The organism is Nocardiopsis sp. iso_238, from assembly GCF_056173325.1.
In genome coordinates, this window is record NZ_CM149668.1 from 1,465,058 (window position 1) to 1,485,853 (window position 20,796).

The following is a 20,796-nucleotide window of genomic DNA, read 5'->3' on the forward strand; positions in this document are numbered from 1 at the left end:
TCCGACCCGCACCGCCCCGACGGCTCCGCATGGGAGCCGCGGGAGCGGCCCTCGCGATCTCCGCCTCGTTGGTCGCCGCCCTTCCCGCCACCCCCGCCCTGGCAGCACCGGAGGACTACTGCGCCCCCGGGGCCTGCCTCGACATCCTCCCGCCGGGCCAGAACGGCAGCGCCACACTGGTGGAGATCCTCGGCCACCAGGTCTTCGGCACCCGGCCCAAGCACTCGTCGAGCCAGCTCGACATGTACGACAACCTCGTCCACCACTACGACGGGCTCACGGACGAGAGCCTCGACGACTTCTTCATCGACGCCAGCTTCGGTGTCGACGAGGGCGACGTCGACCGCCGTTACCAGCCGCGCGACGACGTCACCATCACCCGGGACCGCCAGCACGGCATCCCGCACGTCCAGGGCACCACCCGCGAGGGCACCATGTTCGGTGCCGGATACGCGGCCGGTGAGGACCGCCTGTTCCTCATGGACGTCCTGCGCCGGGTCGGCCGGGGTGAACTCACCTCCTTCGCCGGCGGCGCCGAGGGCAACCGGGGCCTCGAACAGGACCTCTGGGGCACCGCGCCCTACACGGAGGAGGACAAGCAGGCCCAGATCGACCGGGTCGCGGACAGCGGTGAACGCGGCGCCCAGGCACTGGCGGACGTCGACGCCTATCTGGAGGGCGTCAACGCCTACATCGACGAGGCGGACAGCGGCCGGTACTTCCCCGGCGAGTACGTCCTCACGGGCCACAAGGACGCCATCACCAACGGCGGGGAGATCGAGCCCTTCACCCCCACGGACGTCGTGGGCATCGCCGCGATGGTCGGCGGGATCTTCGGCGGGGGCGGTGGCGGCGAGGTCCAGGCCGCGGTCGTGCTGGCCAACTTCCAGGACCGCTACGGTGCCGAGGAGGGCCTGGAACTCTGGCACGCCTGGCGCATGGAGAACGACCCCGAGGCCGTGGTCAGCGTCGACGGCGAGTTCCCCTACGCCCAGACCCCGGACGACCCGGTGGGCGAGGTCGTTCCGGACGACGGCTCCGTCGAGCCCTACAGCATCGTCCACGACGAGTACGGGTCCGCGGCCGCCACGGCGCAGCGGGCCGAGGCCGAACAGGACGAGGCGCCCGGAGCGGACGCCCCGACCGTGGAGGAGCTCTCCGACGAGCAGCGGGCCGAGCTGGAGCAGATGGTCGAGGAGGGCGACCTGTCCGCCGCCGAGGGCATCTTCGACGACGGCGTCCTGCCCGAGGGCTTCCTCGACCCGCGCGGCATGTCCAACGCCCTGCTGGTCTCCGGTCAGCACACCGAGAGCGGCAACCCCGTCGCGGTGATGGGCCCGCAGACCGGCTACTTCTCACCGCAGCTGCTGATGCTCCAGGAACTCCAGGGGCCCGGCATCAGCGCCCGGGGCGCCTCCTTCGCGGGCGTGAGCTTCTACGTCCAGATGGGCCGCGGCGCCGACTACGCCTGGAGCGCCACCTCGGCGGGCCAGGACATCACCGACACCTTCGCGGTGGAGCTGTGCGAGACCGACGGTTCCGACCCGTCGACCTCCTCGCGCGCCTACGTGGACTCCTCGGGCGGGTGCACGGAGTTCGAGGAGCTGAGCGTCAGCAACGACTGGACGCCCACCATCGCGGACGGGACCCCGGCCGGGGGCTACACCCTGACCTCCCTGCGGTCCGAGTTCGGCCTGGTCAGGTCGTTCGCCACCGTGGACGGGGCTCCGGTGGCCTTCACCGAGCTGCGGTCCACCTACATGCGCGAGGTGGACTCCATCCTCGGCTTCCAGCGGTTCAACGACCCCGAACAGGTCACCTCCGCCGAGACCTTCACCCGGGCGGCCGAGGACATCGGGTACGCGTTCAACTGGCACTACGTGGACGACACGGACATCGCCTTCATCAACTCCGGTTCCAACCCGGTCCGGCTCGCGGGCACCAACCCGACCCTGCCGATCGACGCCTACTCCGGCTCCGGCTGGTCCGGCTGGGACCCGGCCACGAACGAGGCCGAGTACCACCCGCAGTCCGACCACCCGCAGGAGATCAACCCGGACTACATCGTCAACTGGAACAACAAGCCCGCGCAGGGGTACACCTCGGGCTGGTCCACGGGGTCGGTGCACCGCAACGACCTGCTGGACGCCAGGGTGTCCGGGCTGATCGGGGACGGGCACCAGTTCACGCCCGCCTCGCTCACCGCGACGATGATGGAGGCCGGGGTCGCGGACCTGCGCGCCGAACAGGTCCTCCCGCTGCTCCTGGAGGTCATTGACACCGAGGCCGTGGACGACCCGGAGCTGGCGGAGACGGTCGCGTCGCTGCGGGCCTGGACCGAGTCCGGTTCCCTGCGGCGCGAACCCCAGCGCGACGCCGGGTACTACGACCACGCGGACGCCATCCGCGTGCTGGACGCCTGGTGGCCGCTGCTGGTCCGGGCGCAGTTCGAGCCCGGTCTGGGCGAGGACCTGTACACGCAGCTGACCCGGGCCGCCCAACCCGACGAGTCCCCCTCCGGGGCGATCGGCGGCGGGGCGCCCGGCAGCGTCAACCAGAGCCAGGCCCACCGGGGCTCGGCGTTCCAGTACGGCTGGTGGTCCTACGTGCACAAGGACCTGCGCTCGGTCCTGGGCCAGGAGGTGGACGGCACCCTCGGAGACCAGGTCTACTGCGGTGAGGGCGACGTCGACTCCTGTCGCACGGTCCTGCTGGACAGCCTCGCGGAGGCCGCCGCCACCCCGGCGGGCGACGTCTACCCCGGGGACGGCCACTGCTCGGCCGGTGACCAGCTCTGCGCGGACACCGTGATCCACCAGGCGGTGGGCGGCATCAACATGTGGCCGATCGCCTGGCAGAACAGGCCCACCTACCAGCTCGTCTACCAGTTCTCCGGCGGCAGGTGACCGGGTACCGCCCCCGGCGGTGACGGACGCGGCCCGCGACCCCCGGCGACGGGGGAGTCGCGGGCCGCGATCGTGCATCCGTCAAGGGGATCTTGTGGTGTGACGGGTTTGTGTGGGTAGCTTAAGGACTACCCGAAACCACAGCGGGAGGGCCACGGGAACATGCCTGCATGGCTGATCTGGATCATTCTCGCGGCCGGACTCGGGGTCGCCGAGTTCCTCACCCTGACCTTCGTGCTGGGACTCCTGGCGGCCGCCGCGCTCGTCGCCGGGATCCTCGGCGCCATCGGCCTTCCGGTGGTCGTGCAGATCATCGGTTTCGCCGCCGCGTCCGCCGCCGGGCTAATCCTGGTCAAACCGATCATGGACCGCCAGCTCAGGCGCGGCCCGGACGTCCGCTCGGGCACGGCCGCGCTGGTGGGCCGCTCCGGCGTCGTGCTCCAGGAGGTGGACGCCGACAGCGGGAGGGTCAAGCTCCAAGGAGAGGAGTGGTCGGCACGCAGTCTGGACGAGGACCTGGTGATCCCGGTGGGGGCGCACGTCGACGTCATGGAGATCGATGGCGCGACCGCCGTCGTCTACCCGCGTGAGGCCCTGCCGGGCCTCCCCGAACTGCCCGAACGGAACCGTCCCGACCAGGACTGACCGGAGTGGGCGCGGTTGACCCCGCCGAGCCGCGCGAGCTCCCGAACCGAACACGGAACCAAGACCACAGCCACATCCCCGGACGAGGTGCGGAACATGGAATCTGCGATACCGCTCATCATCCTCGCCGTCCTGCTGGTAGCCGTCGCCCTGTCGGCGATCCGGATTGTCCCGCAGGCACGCGCCTACAACATCGAGCGCTTCGGGCGCTTCATCCGCACCCTCGACCCGGGACTGAACTTCATCATCCCGGGAGTGGACCGGGTGAACACCAAGTTCGACCTGCGTGAACAGGTCTTCACCTCGCGTCCCCAGCCGGTCATCACCGAGGACAACCTCGTCGTCAACATAGACACCGTCCTCTATTACCAGGTGACCCAGCCCAAGGCCGCCGCCTACGAGGTGGCCAACTACATCCAGGCCATAGACCAGCTCACCGTCACCACGCTGCGCAACGTCATCGGCTCCATGGACCTGGAGAAGACGCTCACCTCGCGCGAGGAGATCAACACCCGGCTGCGCGGGGTCCTGGACGAGACCACCGGCAAGTGGGGAATCCGCATCAACCGGGTCGAGATCAAGGCAATCGACCCGCCGCCCACCATCAAGGAGGCGATGGAGAAGCAGATGCGGGCCGACCGCGACAAGCGGGCGGCCATCCTGCACGCCGAGGGTGAGCGGCAGGCCCGCATCCTCAAGGCGGAGGGGGCGCGCCAGCAGGCCATCCTGGAGGCCCAGGGTGACCAGCAGGCGGCCATCCTGCGGGCCGACGGCGAGGCCAAGGCGATCGAACGCGTCTTCCAGGCCGTGCACACCAACAACGCCGACGCCAAGGTGCTCGCCTACAAGTACCTGGAGACCCTGCCGAGCCTGGCCGAGGGCGAGGGCAACACCTTCTGGGTGATCCCGGGCGAGCTGACCGAAGCGGTGAAGAACGTGAGCCACGCCTTCGCCGGGGACGCCGCCATGACCGCGCCCTCCACCACGAAGGAACAGGCCCAGGAGGGGGAGTCGGGCGGACCGGCGCAGATCACCGGCCCGGACCCGGCCCAGGCCTCCGCCTCCGCGCAGGCGGCGCAGGAGGCCGCGGAGGCCGCCGAGCAGGCCGTGGCCGACGCGCGCGACGACGTGCGCAAGGCCGGTGCGCGGATGGGAACGCCTCCGGAGCCGCGGGAACAGGAGTGAGTGGCCGGACGACGGCGGGCCTCCGTGCCGGGGGCCCGCCGTCGCCCTGCCCGCCAGGCGGGCTCAGACCAGCAGCAGCTTGCCGGTGGTGCCCCGCGAGGCGAGGGCGGACTGCGCCGCGCCCGCCTCCTCCAGGGTGTAGCGGCCGCCGATCCGCACGTCCAGGCCACCCTTCTCCACCAGGGAGAACAGGTCGCCCGCGCGACCCAGGAGCTCCTGCCGGTCGGCCACGAAGTAGGCGAGGGAGGGCCGGGTCAGGTACACCGAGCCCGCGCTGTTGAGCCGCTGCGGGTCCACGGGCTCCACCGCGCCGCTGGACTGCCCGAACAGGGCTAGGACTCCGCGTGGGCGCAGGGACTCCAGGCTGGCGTCGAAGGTGTCGCGGCCGACGCCGTCGTAGACCGCCGCCACGCCCTCGCCGCCGGTGAGCTCCCGGACGGCCGGGGCCACCGGGGTCCGCGTGTACCGGATGACCTCGTCCGCGCCCGCCTCCCGGGCGATCCGCTCCTTCTCGTCGGTGGACACGGTGCCGATCACCCGGGCGCCGCGCGCCTTGGCCAGCTGGGTGACGAGCAGCCCGGTGCCGCCCGCGGCGGCGTGCACCAGCACGGTCTCGCCCTCGGCCACGGGGTGGACCGCGTGGGTCAGGTAGTGGGCGGTCATGCCCTGGAGCATGAGCGCGGCGGCCTGTTCGGTGCTGACGGAGTCGGGGACCGGGACGAGCAGGGACGCCCTGACCACGGCCTGGTCGGCGTACCCGCCCGGGGCCATCGCCCAGGCGACCCTCTGACCGACCCGGAGGTCGGTGACGCCCTCGCCCAGAGCGGAGACCGTTCCGGCGGCCTCCATCCCGGGGACGTAGGGGAGCGGGACCTGGTAGGCGCCCGAGCGCTGGTAGACGTCGATGAAGTTGACGCCTCGCGCCTCGACGTCCACGCGTGCCTCACCGGGCCCCGGAGCGGGGCTCTCGGCCTCGGTCACCCGAAGGACCTCGGGTCCGCCGTACTCCTCGATCACGATCACGCGCATGGTTCTCCTCAGGGGGCGGGACACCGCCGGGGCCGGGGCGCGGCCTTCGGAGCGCCCGCCTCGGAGACCCGGCTCAGCCGTCGACGTTGATCCTGTGGAGAGCGTAGTCCGTGTAGAGCGCGGCGATCGGCTCGGTCCCCGCGCCGGGGCGCATGACGACGCCGACCCTGCGCCGCTCCTCGTCGTCGAGGTCGCCGTCGTCGGGCAGCGGCTGCTGGTCGGTGGCGGAGAGCACGAGCTCGTCGTTGACCCACATGCGCAGGTCCATGTACGGGTCCTCGCCCTCCTCGGCCACGTACTCGCAGGCGAACTTGAGGTTGTTGGTGACGAGGTCCTCGACCCGGACGTCATAGGGCAGGCCCTCGACCGCGGACTCCTCGTTGTGGAGGTCGAAGGGCTCGAACCCGGCCACCTCGGTGGTCTCGGCGATCGCGGTGTCCCCGCTCTCCTCCGTCACCCGGCGGATCTGCGCCTGGGCGCCGTCGAAGCGCAGCAGGGCCTCGTACATGGTGCGTTCGTCCTCGCCCTCCTGGTCCCAGCAGCGCACGCCGAGGTTGGACTCGGCGGGGCCCTGGATCGGCACCAGGTTGGTGCTGATGAGGACGCGGTCCGGGGTCTCCCTGTCGTAGGGGACGATCGTGCCCCGGGAGGTGTAGATCGTGGGGTCGAGCTCGAACACCACGGCCTTCTCCTCGGCCCAGTAGCCGTCCGAGTAGTCCGGGTCCTGGGGGTCGAAGGTCCGGGTGTCCGACCACGCGGGGTCCGTGGCGAAGTCCGTGACGTAGATGCTGGTGGTGTCCGTCGGCGGGTCGTCCGAACGGGAGAGCAGGACGGTCGCGCCCACCCCCGCGACGAGGACCACCGCGAGGGCGGCACCGCCGATGAGCATCACCTTGCGGCGGCGGCCCGGGTCCCCGCCCCGGGGAGGGGCCGGGGGCTGACCCGGTCCGTTGGGTCCGTTGGGGGGACCGTACCCGGCGTGGCCGGTGTGGGCGGGCACCCCGTGGGAGGGCGAGTTCCCCGACACGGGCTGCTGGTACTGGCCCGGACCGTACCCGCCCTGCGGCGCGGAGCCGTGACCGGCGCCGTGGTGCGGCGGCGGGTGGCCGCCGCTCGGTCCGTAGTGGCCGTATCCGCCCTGCTGAGGACCGGACGGCGGTGTCTGTGGGGGGAGGTGCCCCTGGGGGTACTGCTGCGGGTGTTCCCCGGGTGGCACGGGCGGTGGGAACGGGGCCTGGTGGAGCTGCGTCTGCTGGGACTCAGGCGCCTGGTGGGCCGGGGGAGCCTGCTGCGCCGTGGGCGGCGGGTACGCCCGCGTGTGCGGCGGGGCGGCGCTCGGGTCGGAGGCCGACGGCTGGCCGTCCGGCGGCGTGGTGGCGCCCTCGACAGGGACCTGCTCCCGGAGAACCGGCTCGGTGGGCTCCGGCGGTCGCCCGGGCACCGGGGTGCTGCTCGGCGGCGCCCACGAGGTGGTGATCGTCCGCCGCACCTCCGCCTCCTCGGGGTCCTGCTGGCCGGTGAGGTGGGCCAGCAGCTGCTGGGAGGTGGGACGGTTCTCGGGCTTCTTGTCCAGCGCCGCCGTGACCAGGTCCACCAGGCTGGGGTCCAGCCCGTCCAGCCTGGGCGACGCGGTGGAGATGTTGTGCAGGACCGCGGGAACGGTACCCGCGTCGAAGGGCGCCCGGCCGATGCCCGCGAAGGCCACCAGGCATCCCCACGCGAAGACGTCGGCCGCGGCCGTGGCCTGTTCGCCCAGGATCAGCTCCGGCGCCATGTAGGAGGGGGTGCCCATGAGCTGGCTGGAGCGGGTGACCGCACCGCTGGCGTCGTCCAGGGCGCGGGCGATCCCGAAGTCGATCACCTTCGGGCCGACCGGGGACAGCAGCACGTTCGCGGGTTTGAGGTCCCGGTGCACGATCCCCGAACCGTGGATGGCGGTCAGCGCCGCCGCGACACCCATGGCCAGTCCGTCCAGCGTCCCTCCGTGCATCGGCTCGCCGCCCCGGACCGCCTCGTCCAGGTTGGGGCCCGGCACGTACTCGGAGACGATGAAGAGGGGTTCACCCTCCAGCCGGGCGTCGATGACCCCGGCGGTGGAGAAGCGGGCGACCCGGCGGGCGGAGGCGACCTCACGGGCGAAGCGCAGCCGGAAGGACTCGTCGTCGGCCAGGTCGGGGCGGATCAGCTTGACGGCCACGGCACGGTCGGCGGCGTCCCTGGCCAGGTACACGGTGCCCATGCCGCCGTGTCCCAGACGGCCGACGATGCGGTAGCCGTCGAGTTCGCGCGGGTCACCGGCGCGCAGGGGTTTGCCGCTTTCGTGTCCATTGGACGTCACAGTTGGGGGTCCCTCGTATGGATCGTGTGATTCGCGTCTAACAGCGTACCGATCTCGACACGCCGACGCGTTCCGGTTCTTCTCGGCCGTTCCGGGCGCGGAACCCGGCCGGAACTGGGCCGACACGGAGCTGGGCGGGTGGCTCCGCGCGGTCGGGTCAGGGCGCGCGGGGGGTGGGAGCGGTGGTCGGGGGTGTGCGGGCCCGGGGGCCGGTCGAGGTCTTTGACGGACGTCCGATCAAGGAGATGGAGGGTGGCACGATCCCGGATGCGACCGGAACAACGGGGGTTCGGGCACTCGGGGTGCTACCGGAAGTGATGTCGGGAACGCGGAAACAGTTCCACGGAACCCCCGCTTTCGCTAGGATTCGAATACTTGTTCGAACGCCTGGCCGTACTTCCCCACGGACGGGCGCTCCGGCGGTGTGCCATCCCGCGCCGCCGGACACCAGCCAGAAGGAGTCGGTCGATGCTGGGGGGAACTGTCGTGGGACGGTACTTCGGGGCGAAGGTCACGGTCGTCGAGGACGGGGGCCGACCCACCCGGTTCACCTGGGACGGCCGCGTGTACGGGGTGCGGAGGATCATCGACCACTGGGTCACCCTGCGCCGTGACTGGACACCCGGCAACGGGTCCCAGGTGCCCGAACGCCGACACTGGCGGGTCGAGGCGGGCTCCGCCTACGCACAGGGCGTGTACGAACTCCGGCACGACACGACCACCGGGGAGTGGTCGCTCAGCCGCGTCTGGGGCTGAGCGGACGCCACCGGTTCCGGTGCGGTCGGGCCGGGGAACCGTGGGAGGCGGCCGGGTCGGCCATCCGTACCGGCGGCCGTCACGGCCCGACCCGGTCGGGTAGGGGAGGCAGCCCCTCGCCGAGGCTGACGTCGCCGGGGACCAGACCGTACGAGGCCAGGTCGGAACGGCCCTCGTGCAGGGGCATCGCGTTCCGGTCGGTGCCCTCCCGCCGGAACCCGGCGGCCTCGGCCACCCGGCAGGAGCCGGTGTTCCCGATGGCGGCCTTGAGCTCCACGCGCTGGAACCCCTGGCCGAGGGCCCAGCGGGAGACCGCCACGACGGCCTCGGTGGCCAGCCCACGGCCCCGGCCCCACGGCGAGATCCAGTAGCCGATCTCGGTCACCATGGCCGCCCACTGCGTGCGCAGCAGCGCCACCGATCCCGTGAGCCGACCCGTCTCCCGGTCCACCACCGCCCAGTGCTGGCCGTCGCCGCCGGTACGGATGGCCGGGGCGAGGCTCAGGCAGAAGTGCTCGGCCGACTCCCGCGTGTAGGGCAGTCCGGGCGCGGGCAGCGGAATCCATCGTTGGAGCTCCGGGTCCACGCACGAGGCGTACACGTCGTCGATGTCCCGTTCGAGCACGGACCGCAGGCGCAGGCGCTCGGTCTCCAGGATCACCGCGGGCATGATCGGAGCGCTCTGGACGGTGGCCATGCGAGTGATCCCCCTGTTGCGTACGAACGGCCGTTCCGGGCACCGATCAAGATACGCGTCCCACGGGTGCGTGGAGCGGCGGGCCGCCGTCCCACGCACCCGCCCGATCCGGTGGCGGGACGCCGGAACGCCCCGCCACCGCGCGGGTTCAGAGCAGGCCGCTGGCGACCCGCTGGCGGATGACCGTGTCGAATGCCTCGGAGAAGGCGTTGCCGGGGCACTCGGTCTGGAGCCAGTCCCGGTGCCGGGCCACGGCCTCCTGTCCGGTCGCCGCCCCGGTGTCCGGGTGCACGTACTCGATCCGCTCGGACGGGTCCACGCCGGTGAGTGCGCACAGGACCCGCAGGACGTCCACGAGGGAGTCCTGGGCGGCCTGGGTCGGCAGCCCGTCGGTGAAGTCCCCGAGCAGGCACACGCCGATGTTGCCGTGGTTGAACCCGAACGCGTGGCCGGCCGTCACCGACTCGGCCAGGCCCGGCAGGGGGACCCCTCGGAAGATCGGGAGGCCGCCGCCCGAGTGGCGTCCCTCGTAGACCGTGCCCTCGGGGTCCACCAGCAGGTGGTAGCCGACGTCGCCCCACCCCTGCTGGACGGCGTGCAGGTGGTAGACGGCCCGCATGTCCGCCGCGTGGTCCTCGGTGGTCGCCATCGCCGTGTGGTGCACGGTCAGCGCCTGCACACGGTGGAACCGGGCCGGCCACAGGTCGTTGCCGTCCCCGTCGAAGCGCAGCGACTCGTCGGCGCCCCACCCCGCCCGGGTGCGGACCCGCAGCGTGGTGCCGCCGGTGAGGGTGGTGACCCCCTCGTCCTCGGTCGAGAGGGACACCCGCTCTCGGCCGCCGAACCGCAGCTCCTCGCCGTCGTGCAGGTTCACGGCGGTCAGGTCGGCGCCGTCCGTGCCGCGCACCTCGTAGCCGGTCGCGCCCTCGGGCGCCCGCGCCGTGGCGGAGGCCGTGGGCGCCAGGTGCTCGGGTCCGGCCGTGTGGAAGTGCAGGTCCTGCCAGTCGCCCAGGGCTCCGTCGGCGGTCTCGAAGCGCACGGCGGCGTTCTCGGAGACGGCCTCGGGCGCCTGGGAGACGGAGACGACGTCGAAGCGGAGCTCGGGGTGTACGAGGGCGCCGGTGGCGCGGGCCTCTTCGGCGAGGATCCTGGGTGCCGTCAGGGCGTCCGTGGTCGGCTCGGCGGCGGTCCGCGCGGAGGCGCTGGCGGAGGCGGGCAGCGCGGGGGCGAGCGCGGACAGGCCGGTGACGGTGGTGGCACCGGCGAGGAAGTGACGCCGTCGCATGGAGGGTCCGTTCCGTTCTACTGGGGGCGGATACCGGGGTCAGGGGCGTTCGGGTACGGAAGAGCGTGCCACAGCCCTTCGACGCCCGACACCCGCCGCGCGGGCGCCGGGCCCCGCCATGAGCCGTGTCGCCGGGTCCGGTCCTGGCCGCAACGGTGCTCCTCCACGAACCGAAAGCCCTCTCCTGGGCCGATACCTGGATCTGAGAACCAGAAAATGTACGGAGGGTGTTCGAGTCGTCGCGCAGCGGGGTGGCGAGGGGGGTGGCCGATGCCCGGTTCCGTTGTTTCTCCAGGTCAGTATGGGTTCGCGAGCGTAGTCAGGGGCGCGTCGCGACACCCGCGCCCCACTCCGGAAGGGCCGATCCCGGGCCCGAACGGGGCCCGAAACCCCTCCGGTCGCGGACCGCGACTCCCGTACACAGCCCGCGCCGACACGGACTCTGGCACAGTTGATGGTGACTTGAGGACCCCGGCAGTTCGGCCGGGGCGAGCCGCGCCGGGTCGGGGGGACCCGTGCGAGCGGCATGACCGCCGCGGACTACGCTGGTCCGAATCCGTAACGGACCAGGTGGAACCGGGCAGCTCACTGACCTCTTCTTCTCTTCTCTTCTTCGGGGAGCGACCATGACCAACGACGACCGCGAGGACCTCCGTCGCGGTGAGCAGGAGGGCGCGTGGCAACGGGGCAGCGGCCCCCTGCCCGGCCTCGGCGGCCTCCTGGACGGACTGCCCGAGAGCGGCAAGGGCGCCCAGGCGCGCGACCCCAGAGCCGTCGCGCCGCAGCACAACCCCTTCCGGAGCTCGTTCCCGGGGTCGGAGCTTCCGCCGCCCCCGCCCGGCCACCACTCCGCCGTCGAGCCCTCGCCCCCGGCTCCGGCACCCACGGCCTTCACCACACGGCCGCAGCAGGCCAGGCACCAGGCCCACCCGGAGACCGGGTCGCCCCAGAGCGGACCGGTCCAGCCCGAACCACGGCCGACGCGGCCCGAGACCCACGAGCCCCCCGTCGCCCCTCAGCGCGACCCCCGGTTCAACGTCATCCCCTTCCGCTCGGGCAGCCGCCACTCCGGCCCCGCGCAACCCGAACCCCCCACCCCGGCCGAAGCCCCCCAGCCCGGATCCGCGACCCCAGAGGACTCGCGGACCGGGACCGAGCGGCCCGAGCCCATCACGCACCCCGGCCCCGCGGACGAGAACCGCGCGGCCACCGAACCGAAGCAGAGCGACACCGTGCACGCACACGAAGCAGCGGCGCCCCTGGAGGTACCGCAGCACTCGGGTCCGCACCAGCGGACCGAACCGGAGGATCCCCAGACAGCGTCCGCCCCGGCCCTGGTCCCCGCCATCCAGGCCGCCCGTGAGGCGCTGAACGCCGAGACGCGGGGAGCCGAGCAGCCCTCCGAAACGCCGGGCGCCCCCGGCGACGACGTCTGGAGCGACGCGGGCCACGCCTTCGACGACGCCGAGCGCGCCGCCGTCTACCGCGCCATCCGCGACCGACGGGACGTCCGGACGGGCTTCCTGCCCGAGCCGGTCCCCGACGACGTCCTCACCCGCGTCCTGGAGGCCGCGCACCAGGCCCCGAGCGTCGGACACACGCAGCCGTGGGACTTCCTGGTCATCGACGACCCCGAGATCCGGGCGCGGGTGCGCGAGCTCGCCCGGGTCCAGCGCGAGGCCCAGGGCCACACCCGGCCCGGCACGCGCGCCCAGGCGTTCTCCGGGCTCAAGGTCGAGGCGGTGCTGGAGAGCCCGATCAACGTCGCGGTCACCGTCGACCCCAGCCGCGGCCCGCACAGCCCCGGACGGCACTCCAAACCCGCCTCCTACTCCGCGGCCCTCGCCGTGGAGAACCTGTGGCTCGCCGCCCGGGCGGAGGGGCTCGGCGTCGGCTGGGTCGCCTTCACCGACGAACGCGACGCGGCCAGCGTCCTCGAACTCCCCTCCCACCTAGAACTCGTCGCGTACCTGTGCGTCGGCTACGTCGAGGACTTCCCCACCGAACCCGAACTCGGCCTCTCCGGCTGGGCCAGGGGCCGCCCCCTGTCCTGGGCCGTGCACCGCGACCGCTACGGGCGCCGAGGTCTGCCCGGCCAGGAGCCGACCACCCTGCTGGAGGAGACCATCACCGCCATCGGAGCGCTGAACGCCCGAGCCGTGGAGGAGGCCAGGGACCGACAGGACCGGATGACCAAGCCGCAGGGCTCACTCGGCGTGCTGGAGGAGGTCTCGGTACGGCTCGCCGGACTGGCGGGGGAGTGCCCGCCGCCGGTGCCCGAACCCGCCGCCGTGGCGGTGTTCGCCGGTGACCACGGGGTGTACGCCCAGGGGGTGACCGCCTGGCCGCAGGAGGTCACCGCGCAGATGGTGCGCAACTTCCTCGACGGCGGGGCCGTGGTCAACGCCTTCGCCGAGCAGGTCGGCGCCGAGGTGACCGTCGTCGACGTCGGCGTGGTCGGGGACCTGCCGCGCGGCACGGGCCTGCTGCCGCGCAAGGTCGCGCGCGGGACGGCCGACTTCACCCAGGGTCCGGCGATGACCCGCGACCAGGCCCTCCAGGCGTTGGAGGGCGGTATCGAGATCGCCCGGGACCTCGTCTCGGCGGGCAACCGCTGCCTGGTCACCGGTGACATGGGGATCGGGAACACGACCCCGGCCGCCGCCCTGATCTGCGCGTTCACCGGAGCCGACCCCGCTGCGGCGACCGGTCGGGGGACCGGTGTGGACGACCCGACCTACGAACGCAAGGTGGAGGCGGTCCGCCAGGCCCTCAAGGCCAACCCGGTGGACGAGGCGGACCCGATCGGGACCCTCGCCGCGCTCGGCGGTCTGGAGCACGCCGCGCTGGCCGGGTTCGTCCTGGGCGGAGCGGCGCTGCGGGTCCCGGTCCTCCTGGACGGTGTGATCGCCGGATCGGCCGCGCTCGCCGCCGCCGCCATCTCGCCGGACTCCCTGAGCGCCTGCTTCGCCGGCCACCGGTCGACCGAACCCGGCCACGCCATCGCCCTGGAACACCTCGGCCTCACACCCCTGGTGGATCTGGAGATGCGTCTGGGCGAGGGCTCCGGCGCCCTGCTCGCGCTGCCGCTGCTCCAGGGTTCGGTGCGTGCGCTGCGCAACGTCGCCACCTTCGACACCGCCGGTGTGACCACCCGCCGGTGACCGGAGGACCGGGCGCCCGGTGAGACGACGGGACCCCGCCACCGACGAGGTGGCGGGGTCCCCACGGTCGGGGGCGGGGACGGAGGAGCGCACGCCGGGACCGCTTCCAGGCGCGTCCCGGGGCCGCTGATGCGGCACGCGTCACTCCGGTCCGCCGCCACCCCTTTACCTCCACGTGATGCCGCGTTGACAAGCTACTTTGGAGCCATCACCGAACATCGCTGGCGGCGCGCCGGGCCCGTCCGCGCGCGCACCCCGCCGACGGAGCCGGGGGCCGGTGCGGACGACCGAAGGGGTGCGATCCGTGACCTATCTCCTGGGCCTGCGCATGCGGGACCGCGACGTCCTCGTCGTCGGAGGCGGGAGGGTGGCCCAACGCCGGGTCCCCGTCCTGCTGGAGGCCGGTGCCCGCGTCACCCTGGTCTCCCCCGAGGTGTCCGCCGCGCTGGAGGACCTCGCCGACGCCGGGCGCCTGACCTGGCTCCGCCGCGCCTGGCGGCCCGGGGACGTCAGCGGACCCGACGCCCCCGCCTTCTGGCTCGTGCACGCCGCCACCGACTCCCCGGAGACCAACGCGGCCGTCACCGAGGAGGCCGAGGCGTCCCGGATCTGGTGCGTGCGCGCCGACGACCGCCACGCCTCCTCCGCCTGGACCCCGGCCAGCGGCTCCGCCAACGGCGTCACCGTGGGCGTCGTCGCTTCGGGCGACCCCCGCCGCTCCGCCGGGCTGCGGGACGCCGTGGTCGACGGCCTCGCCGACGGCACGCTGGACGCCCGGCGCGGTCGCGAACGCCTGCGGGGCGTCGCCCTCGTCGGCGGCGGCCCCGGCGACCCCGGGCTCATCACGGTCCGGGGCCAGCAGCTCCTCTCCCAGGCCGACGTCGTGGTGGTGGACCGCCTCGCCCCTACCCCGCTCCTGGACCGCCTCCCCTCCGAGGTCGAGATCGTGGACGCGTCCAAGATCCCCTACGGCCGTTCCATGACTCAGGAGGACATCAACGCCGTCCTCGTGGAACGGGCCCGTGAGGGCCGGTTCGTGGTCCGGCTCAAGGGCGGAGACCCCTTCCTCTTCGGGCGCGGGGGTGAGGAGGCCGCCGCGTGCGCCGCCGCCGGTATCCCGGTGATCGTCGTCCCCGGTGTGACCAGCGCCCTGGCCGGGCCCGCGAGCGCCGGGATCCCCGCCACCCACCGGGGGGTGGCGCAGGACGTGCACGTCGTCTCCGCGCACGTCGCCCCCGGTGACGAACGCTCCACCGTCGACTGGGCCGGGCTGGCCCGGGCGGGCGGGACCGTGGTCGTCCTCATGGGCGTCCAGCGCATCGAGGCCATCGCCGCCGCCCTCGTCGGGCACGGGCGCTCCCCGGAGACGCCCGTGGCCGTGGTCCAGGAGGCCACGCTGCCGGGTCAGCGAACGGTGACGGGTACGCTGGCGGACATCGCCGCCTCGGTCCGATCGGCCCAAGTGCGGCCGCCCGCCGTGGTGATCATCGGAGAAGTGGTCAAAACTGCGCGGGATCTTGACATACTGCACACGGGAGTCCAGTTCGAGACCGATCGACTGGCCACCGGGCGCGATCTTCAGTGAGACCCCCGTGGCGGTGCGCGCGAGCCGCGCCGCCGGGGGATTCCCAGTACCGATGAGGAGGGCATACCGATCATGACCCGGCCGTCGGCCGCACCGAACGCCTCGGGCGACGGTGCCTCGGACCGGTTCGGAACCGGACCGGACGCCGCCTCCGCCCCGCCCGCCGCACCGGGCCCCGCATCCGCGCCGCTGGCCGGAGTCCCTGACAGCGAGCGCCGGGGACCCACCGTCCCCGTGCCCGTCAGGCCCGCCAAGCACCGCGCCCCCACCAACGAGGACGACCGCTTCGAGCAGGTCCTGGAGTCGCTGCGCAAGCAGATCCGGGATCTGGAGTTCGCCGAGGGGCTGGCCGGAGCCGAGGAGGGGCGGGTCCTCCAGGCCGACGTCCTGGCCCAGCTCTCCGACTACGTGCTGCCCCGCGTGCGCCGCCCCGACATCCCGCTGCTCATCGCCGTCGCCGGTTCGACCGGCGCGGGCAAGTCGACCCTGGTCAACAGCCTGGTCGGTGAGCAGGTCACCACCACCGGCGTGCGCAGGCCCACCACCAACAGCCCGGTGCTGGCCTGCAACCCGGTGGACGTGGACTGGTTCAGCGAGGCGTCGTTCATCCCGTCCCTGCCCCGCGTGCGCCAGCAGGGTCTGGCCATGCCCGGCAAGGACGGCATGCTGGTGCTCGCCGCCACCGAGGCCATGCCCCCGGGCGTGGCCCTGCTCGACACGCCCGACGTCGACTCCGCCGTCGCGGCGCACCACGAGTTCGCCGCCAAGTTCCTGGACGCGGCCGACCTGTGGGTCTTCGTCACCACCTCCGGCCGGTACGCGGACGCCCGTGTGTGGGAGTTCCTCCAGGTGGCCCGGGACCGCGACACCTCGTTGGCGGTCGTGCTCTCCCGCGTGCCCCGCAAGGGACGCCGCCAGCTCCTGGACCACTTCGGCGCCATGCTGGAGGCCAACGGTCTGGGCACCGCCGCGCGCTTCGCGATCCCGGAGACCGACCAGATCGAGGGTGAGCGCTTCACCTCCAACGTGGCCGACCACATCCGCGAGTACCTGGCGGACGTGGCCGGCGAGGCCGAGCAGCGCGACCGGGTCTCTCGCCGCACCTTCATCGGGGTCATCGACAGCTTCCGCTCCCGTGTCCCCGAGCTCGCCCGCCAGGTCGAGGTACAGATCGAGACCGGGCGTTCGCTGGGCGCCTCCGTCGACGACGCCTACGCGGGCGCGACCGACCGGATCGACACCGCCCTGGGAGACGGCTCCCTTCTGCGCGGCTCCCTCCTTGCCCGGTGGCAGGAGGTCTCGGCCAGCGGAGAGCTCGCCAAGAGCCTGCGCCTGCGCGGCAAGAAGGCCCGTAAGGGCCGCGCCGAACAGGCCGAGCGCGGCCAGCGGGTCAGCGCTCTGGAGCGTGCCGTCCGCGACTCCCTGGAGGCCCTGGTGGTCTCCGCCAACGACCGCGCCTGGGACCGGATCGAGGAGCAGTGGCGGGAGGTCCCCGGTGGCGGTGACCTCGCGGACCGCGCCCTCGACCAGCCCGGCAGGGGCCTGCTCGCCAAACAGGTGCGCCAGGAGATCACCGAGTGGCAGCGCGAGATCGCGGAGATGACCGCGGCCAACGGCGCCACCAAGCGGTCGGTGGCCCGGTTCGTCACCTTCGACCACGACGTCGTCGCCCTGGTCCTGATCATCGACCTGCTCGGCTTCGAGAGTTCCCACTCCGGAGGAGGCGCCCACGCGGCCGCCACCTCCGGCCCATCCCCGCAGCGCCTGCTCAAGGGGCTGTTCGGTGCCCAGTCGTTGCGCAGCATCGGCGGGTCGGCGCGGGAGAACCTGCGCCAGCGGGTCCTCGGGCTGCTCTCCCAGGAGCGCGTGCCCTTCGACCACGCCCTGTCCAAGGCGGGTATCCCGTCCGACGACAGCGCCGTCCAGCTCTATCAGGCCACGTACAACCTTGAGATCGCACGATGACAACTCAGTGGAACCCCGCGCACGCGGGTGGCACCGGCCCGGACCGGAACCGAGCCGAGGGCGAGGAGCGCGAGAGCGCGCCCGCCGGGCGGGGTGCGGGCGAGCGCGGCTCCGCCGCACGGGGTTCCGCCGTGGGCGGCCCCTGGAACGACGGTCCATCGTCGTCGGAGGGCCCCGACCAGCCCGCCGGTGACGAGGAGCCCACCCCGTACCAGAGCGGCCCCTGGCGCGGTTACACGATGCCGGTACCCGAGCATCCCGAGCACGCCGAGGAGCGTGAGCGGGCGGCCGAGGAGAACTCCGCCTACGACCCGCCCGCCTACGACGGGATCACCGGCTACCCGGACCCGTCCGGAGCCGGGGCCGTGCAGGCCGCCTCCCAGAGGACGGCCCCCTCGGGGGGCACGGACGAGGAGGGGGCGGGGACCGACGACGGCGCCGCCCCGACCGACTCCCGCTCCGAGTCCGCCGAGTCGGCCGGGGCCCGCCAGCGGAGGTTCGGACGCCACGCGCGTTCCTCCTCCCCGGCGGTCCAGGACACGGAGGCGAACGGGGCCGCGCAGCGACGCCGTCAGGGCGACGACGACCACGACGACCCGGACGGCCTCGCGGGCTGGGTCGGCAGTCTCACCGAGGCGGCCGACGACACCCGGATCGCCGGACGCCACACGGGCAGCTTCCCGGTGGTCACTCCGGAGACCGAACGCCCCGAGGACGAGGGAGAACACACCCGGAGCGAGGGCGCCCGGGAGGGGCGCACGCGCGGCAGACGCGACCGGGTCGAGGGCGAACGCGGCGATCGCGCGCGCAGCAGGCGGGACCGGATCGACACCGGTCGTGACGGTGCCGAAGCGGACAGACACGAGCAGGACGAACGGGACCCCGAGGGCGAGGAGGGGGCGCCGCGTCGGCACACCTCCCGTCCGGCGCCCGGTCCGGCCCGGCCCTCCACCGCCACCTGGGTGCCCGAACCGGAGGACGAGGGCGCCCTCGACGCCACCGCGGAGGCGGACGGCGGGGAACCGGCCGCGGCCGCTCCCCAGGGGGCAGCCGACACCGGGTTCGACCTGCTCGACGGCGACGGCACCGGTGCCGTGCCCACGACCACGGCCCCGAAGGGCCCCGAGGCCCCCACCGAGGAGTCCGGGGAGTCCGAGCCGTCTGCGGAGGCCTCGGAACGGGCGGAGGAGGCCGACGACGGCCCCGAACCCCTGCCCCGCCGGGTTCCCGGGCCCTCAGCGGTCTCGGGCGCCTTCCGGGCGATCGGTGCCGACACCGTCGCCCCCGAACCGGACCCCGGTTCCGCGTCCGACCCCGAGGGCTCCGCCTCCGAGGAGGACGACGAGGAGTACCGCCCCACCAGCGGCGACCACTGGCAGCCCACCAGCACCACCAGCCGCGCCGAGCTCATCGAGCGGCTCGACGCCCTGAGCACCCTGACCGAGCTCGGCCAGGGCGACCTCCCGGAGAAGGTCCTCGGCCAGGCCGGACAGCTGCTCGACCACGCGGGGGCCCGCCTGCGCCTGTCCGGCGACCACACGGTGGTGGCGCTGGCCGGGGGCACCGGAAGCGGCAAGTCCTCGCTGTTCAACGCCCTCTGCGGGCTCGAACTCTCCCAGACCGGCGTCACCCGCCCCACGACCTCCAAGGCGCACGCCTGCGTGTGGGGGCACGAGGGCGCCGACGCGCTTCTCAGCTGGCTGGGCGTGCCCACCCGGTACCGCCACTCGCGCACAGGGGTCCTGGACACCAGCAACTCGGAGCTGACCGGGCTGGTCCTGCTCGACCTGCCCGACCACGACTCGGTCCGCAGCCTGCACACCGCCGAGGCCGACCGGCTCATCGGCTCGGTGGACCTGCTCGTGTGGGTGCTCGACCCGCAGAAGTACGCCGACGCCGCCGTCCACCACCGCTACCTGGCCAAGATGGCCGGGCACGGAGCGGTCACCGTCGCCGTGCTCAACCAGGTGGACCGGGTGGCCCCGGACGAGCTGGAGGAGCTCCTCACCGACCTGCGCCGCCTCCTGGAGACGGAGTCCGGGGTGCACCCCAGGGTGATCACCACCTCCACCGTCACCGGGCAGGGCATCCGCGACGTGAAGGAGTTCCTGGGGGAGACGGTCGTCGAGCGCCGGGCCCTGGTCGACCGCCTGGTCGCGGACCTGGACCAGGTGATCGCGCCCTTCGAGGAGTTCTACGGCGAGGGGGAGGTCCCCGCGACGGTCTCCGCCCAGGTGCGGTCCCAGGTGCAGGAGGGCCTGGCCAACGCCGCCGGTGTCACGGCCGTCGCCGACGTCGTGGAGACCAACGACGTGCGCCGGGGCAGGCGCAGGGTCGGCTGGCCGGTGGCCCGCCGGGCCGCCAAGCTGCGCAAGGACCCGCTCGCCGCCGTCCAGCTGGACTTTCTGCGCCGGGACGAATCGGGTGTGGGCGGACCGGTGGACGCGCACGAGGCCGAACTGGAGACCGCGCTGGGTGAGGCGGCGGACGAGGTGTCCGAGGGCATGCCCGGTCCGTGGCGCCGCAGGATGCGCGCGGCGGCCCGCAGCGGCATGGCCGAACTGCCGGGCGAACTCGGAGAGGCGGTCTCCGGCGCGGTCGGGGACCCCGACCGCAGCCCCTCCTGGTGGCGGATGGCCCGGACCGTGCAGTACGCGCTGCTCGCGGTGGCCGGAGCCGGGTTCGCCTGGGCCGTGGTGTCCCTGCTGAGCTGGCTCGGCGGCGGTATCACCGGGCTGCGGGTGTTCGACGATCCGATCTTCGCCGCCTACGCGGGCGCCGTGGTCGTGGCCGGGCTCCTGGTGGGCTGGCTGACCGGGGTGGGCTGCGGGAACCTCGTGGAGGTCGCCGCCGTCCAGCGCCGCGAGGAGGTGGAGCGCACGGCCCAGACGCGGGTGCGGGAGATCGCCGGGCTGCGGGTCGTGGCGCCGATGGAGGAGGAACTGGCCCGGTACCGGGCCTTCCGGGCCGCCTACGAGGTGGCGCGGACCCAGGACTGAGCCCCGGCCCCGTCGCTCCTCCCGGACCGGGTGGGGCGACGGGGCCGGAACCGGACAACAGGAGGGCCGGTCGGGGACCAACCCCGGCCGACCCGGTGAACGGGGACTGGTGGCATGGACCGCCGGTCCCCGTCGTGTGTCAATGAGGGGGACCTACGTCCAGTTGACGACCTTCTTGGCCATGTGGCGCTCCTTCGGTTGAGTGCTGAGAACTACTGGATCATCGGGCGGTCGGCACGGCG

The 20,796-nt window shown here is 73.3% G+C and carries 12 protein-coding genes; 8 read left to right on the forward strand and 4 right to left on the reverse strand.

Annotation, left to right across the window (positions count from 1 at the left end; genetic code table 11):
• Positions 1 to 29: 29 nt before the first annotated feature.
• The 3 genes from AC0VYL_RS06585 (at position 30) to AC0VYL_RS06595 (ending at position 4,736) form a co-directional block, all read left to right on the forward strand.
• A complete protein-coding gene (locus tag AC0VYL_RS06585) occupies positions 30 to 2,906 on the forward strand; it encodes a penicillin acylase family protein (protein ID WP_475483481.1) in 2,877 nt (958 codons plus the stop codon).
• Positions 2,907 to 3,068: 162 nt separating this feature from the next.
• The gene (locus AC0VYL_RS06590) at positions 3,069 to 3,551 is read left to right on the forward strand and encodes an NfeD family protein (protein ID WP_475460352.1); all 483 of its coding nucleotides are present in this window, start codon (positions 3,069 to 3,071) and stop codon (positions 3,549 to 3,551) included.
• Between the two features lie 96 nt (positions 3,552 to 3,647).
• Positions 3,648 to 4,736 (forward strand): SPFH domain-containing protein, encoded by a 1,089-nt coding sequence (locus AC0VYL_RS06595; RefSeq protein WP_475460353.1) that lies wholly within the window; start codon positions 3,648 to 3,650, stop codon positions 4,734 to 4,736.
• A 63-nt stretch (positions 4,737 to 4,799) separates the two neighbouring features.
• Here AC0VYL_RS06595 and AC0VYL_RS06600 read toward each other — a convergent pair whose 3' ends face one another.
• Positions 4,800 to 5,765 carry a quinone oxidoreductase family protein gene (locus tag AC0VYL_RS06600; RefSeq protein WP_475460355.1) on the reverse strand — a complete coding sequence of 322 codons (966 nt, stop codon included), beginning with the start codon at positions 5,763 to 5,765 and terminating at the stop codon, positions 4,800 to 4,802.
• Between the two features lie 73 nt (positions 5,766 to 5,838).
• A complete protein-coding gene (locus tag AC0VYL_RS06605) occupies positions 5,839 to 8,103 on the reverse strand; it encodes a serine/threonine-protein kinase (protein ID WP_475482606.1) in 2,265 nt (754 codons plus the stop codon).
• 468 nt (positions 8,104 to 8,571) lie between these two features.
• Between AC0VYL_RS06605 and AC0VYL_RS06610 the strand changes: the two genes are divergently transcribed.
• Positions 8,572 to 8,859 (forward strand): DUF6504 family protein, encoded by a 288-nt coding sequence (locus AC0VYL_RS06610; RefSeq protein WP_475460359.1) that lies wholly within the window; start codon positions 8,572 to 8,574, stop codon positions 8,857 to 8,859.
• A gap of 79 nt (positions 8,860 to 8,938) precedes the next feature.
• Here AC0VYL_RS06610 and AC0VYL_RS06615 read toward each other — a convergent pair whose 3' ends face one another.
• Complete coding sequence (locus tag AC0VYL_RS06615) at positions 8,939 to 9,556, reverse strand: GNAT family N-acetyltransferase (RefSeq protein WP_475482607.1); 618 nt, start codon at positions 9,554 to 9,556, stop codon at positions 8,939 to 8,941.
• Positions 9,557 to 9,704: 148 nt separating this feature from the next.
• Positions 9,705 to 10,841: a peptidoglycan recognition protein family protein gene (locus AC0VYL_RS06620; RefSeq protein WP_475482608.1), complete on the reverse strand. Its 1,137-nt coding sequence runs from the start codon at positions 10,839 to 10,841 to the stop codon at positions 9,705 to 9,707.
• A 626-nt stretch (positions 10,842 to 11,467) separates the two neighbouring features.
• Between AC0VYL_RS06620 and cobT the strand changes: the two genes are divergently transcribed.
• The 4 genes from cobT (at position 11,468) to AC0VYL_RS06640 (ending at position 20,554) form a co-directional block, all read left to right on the forward strand.
• Positions 11,468 to 14,005 carry a nicotinate-nucleotide--dimethylbenzimidazole phosphoribosyltransferase gene (cobT, locus tag AC0VYL_RS06625; RefSeq protein ID WP_475482609.1) on the forward strand — a complete coding sequence of 846 codons (2,538 nt, stop codon included), beginning with the start codon at positions 11,468 to 11,470 and terminating at the stop codon, positions 14,003 to 14,005.
• A 304-nt stretch (positions 14,006 to 14,309) separates the two neighbouring features.
• Entirely contained in the window at positions 14,310 to 15,590 is a 1,281-nt protein-coding gene (gene cobA / locus AC0VYL_RS06630; RefSeq protein ID WP_475460367.1) for a uroporphyrinogen-III C-methyltransferase, read from the forward strand.
• Between the two features lie 72 nt (positions 15,591 to 15,662).
• Positions 15,663 to 17,555, forward strand: coding sequence for a GTPase (locus AC0VYL_RS06635; RefSeq protein ID WP_475460369.1), 1,893 nt, complete (start codon positions 15,663 to 15,665; stop codon positions 17,553 to 17,555).
• Positions 17,552 to 20,554 carry a YfjP family GTPase gene (locus tag AC0VYL_RS06640; RefSeq protein ID WP_475482610.1) on the forward strand — a complete coding sequence of 1,001 codons (3,003 nt, stop codon included), beginning with the start codon at positions 17,552 to 17,554 and terminating at the stop codon, positions 20,552 to 20,554. Before AC0VYL_RS06635 ends, AC0VYL_RS06640 begins: the two co-directional genes overlap by 4 nt.
• The last annotated feature ends 242 nt before the right edge of the window (positions 20,555 to 20,796 follow it).

What these genes read in the sequence shown, in the direction of transcription:
- AC0VYL_RS06595 (WP_475460353.1), top strand. Translation starts at nt 3,648, where the DNA reads ATGGAATCTGCGATACCGCTCATCATCCTCGCCGTCCTGCTGGTAGCC.
- AC0VYL_RS06620 (WP_475482608.1), bottom strand. Translation starts at nt 10,841, where the DNA reads ATGCGACGGCGTCACTTCCTCGCCGGTGCCACCACCGTCACCGGCCTG.
- AC0VYL_RS06590 (WP_475460352.1), top strand. Translation starts at nt 3,069, where the DNA reads ATGCCTGCATGGCTGATCTGGATCATTCTCGCGGCCGGACTCGGGGTC.
- AC0VYL_RS06610 (WP_475460359.1), top strand. Translation starts at nt 8,572, where the DNA reads ATGCTGGGGGGAACTGTCGTGGGACGGTACTTCGGGGCGAAGGTCACG.
- AC0VYL_RS06600 (WP_475460355.1), bottom strand. Translation starts at nt 5,765, where the DNA reads ATGCGCGTGATCGTGATCGAGGAGTACGGCGGACCCGAGGTCCTTCGG.
- AC0VYL_RS06585 (WP_475483481.1), top strand. Translation starts at nt 30, where the DNA reads ATGGGAGCCGCGGGAGCGGCCCTCGCGATCTCCGCCTCGTTGGTCGCC.
- cobT (WP_475482609.1), top strand. Translation starts at nt 11,468, where the DNA reads ATGACCAACGACGACCGCGAGGACCTCCGTCGCGGTGAGCAGGAGGGC.
- AC0VYL_RS06640 (WP_475482610.1), top strand. Translation starts at nt 17,552, where the DNA reads ATGACAACTCAGTGGAACCCCGCGCACGCGGGTGGCACCGGCCCGGAC.
- AC0VYL_RS06615 (WP_475482607.1), bottom strand. Translation starts at nt 9,556, where the DNA reads ATGGCCACCGTCCAGAGCGCTCCGATCATGCCCGCGGTGATCCTGGAG.
- AC0VYL_RS06635 (WP_475460369.1), top strand. Translation starts at nt 15,663, where the DNA reads ATGACCCGGCCGTCGGCCGCACCGAACGCCTCGGGCGACGGTGCCTCG.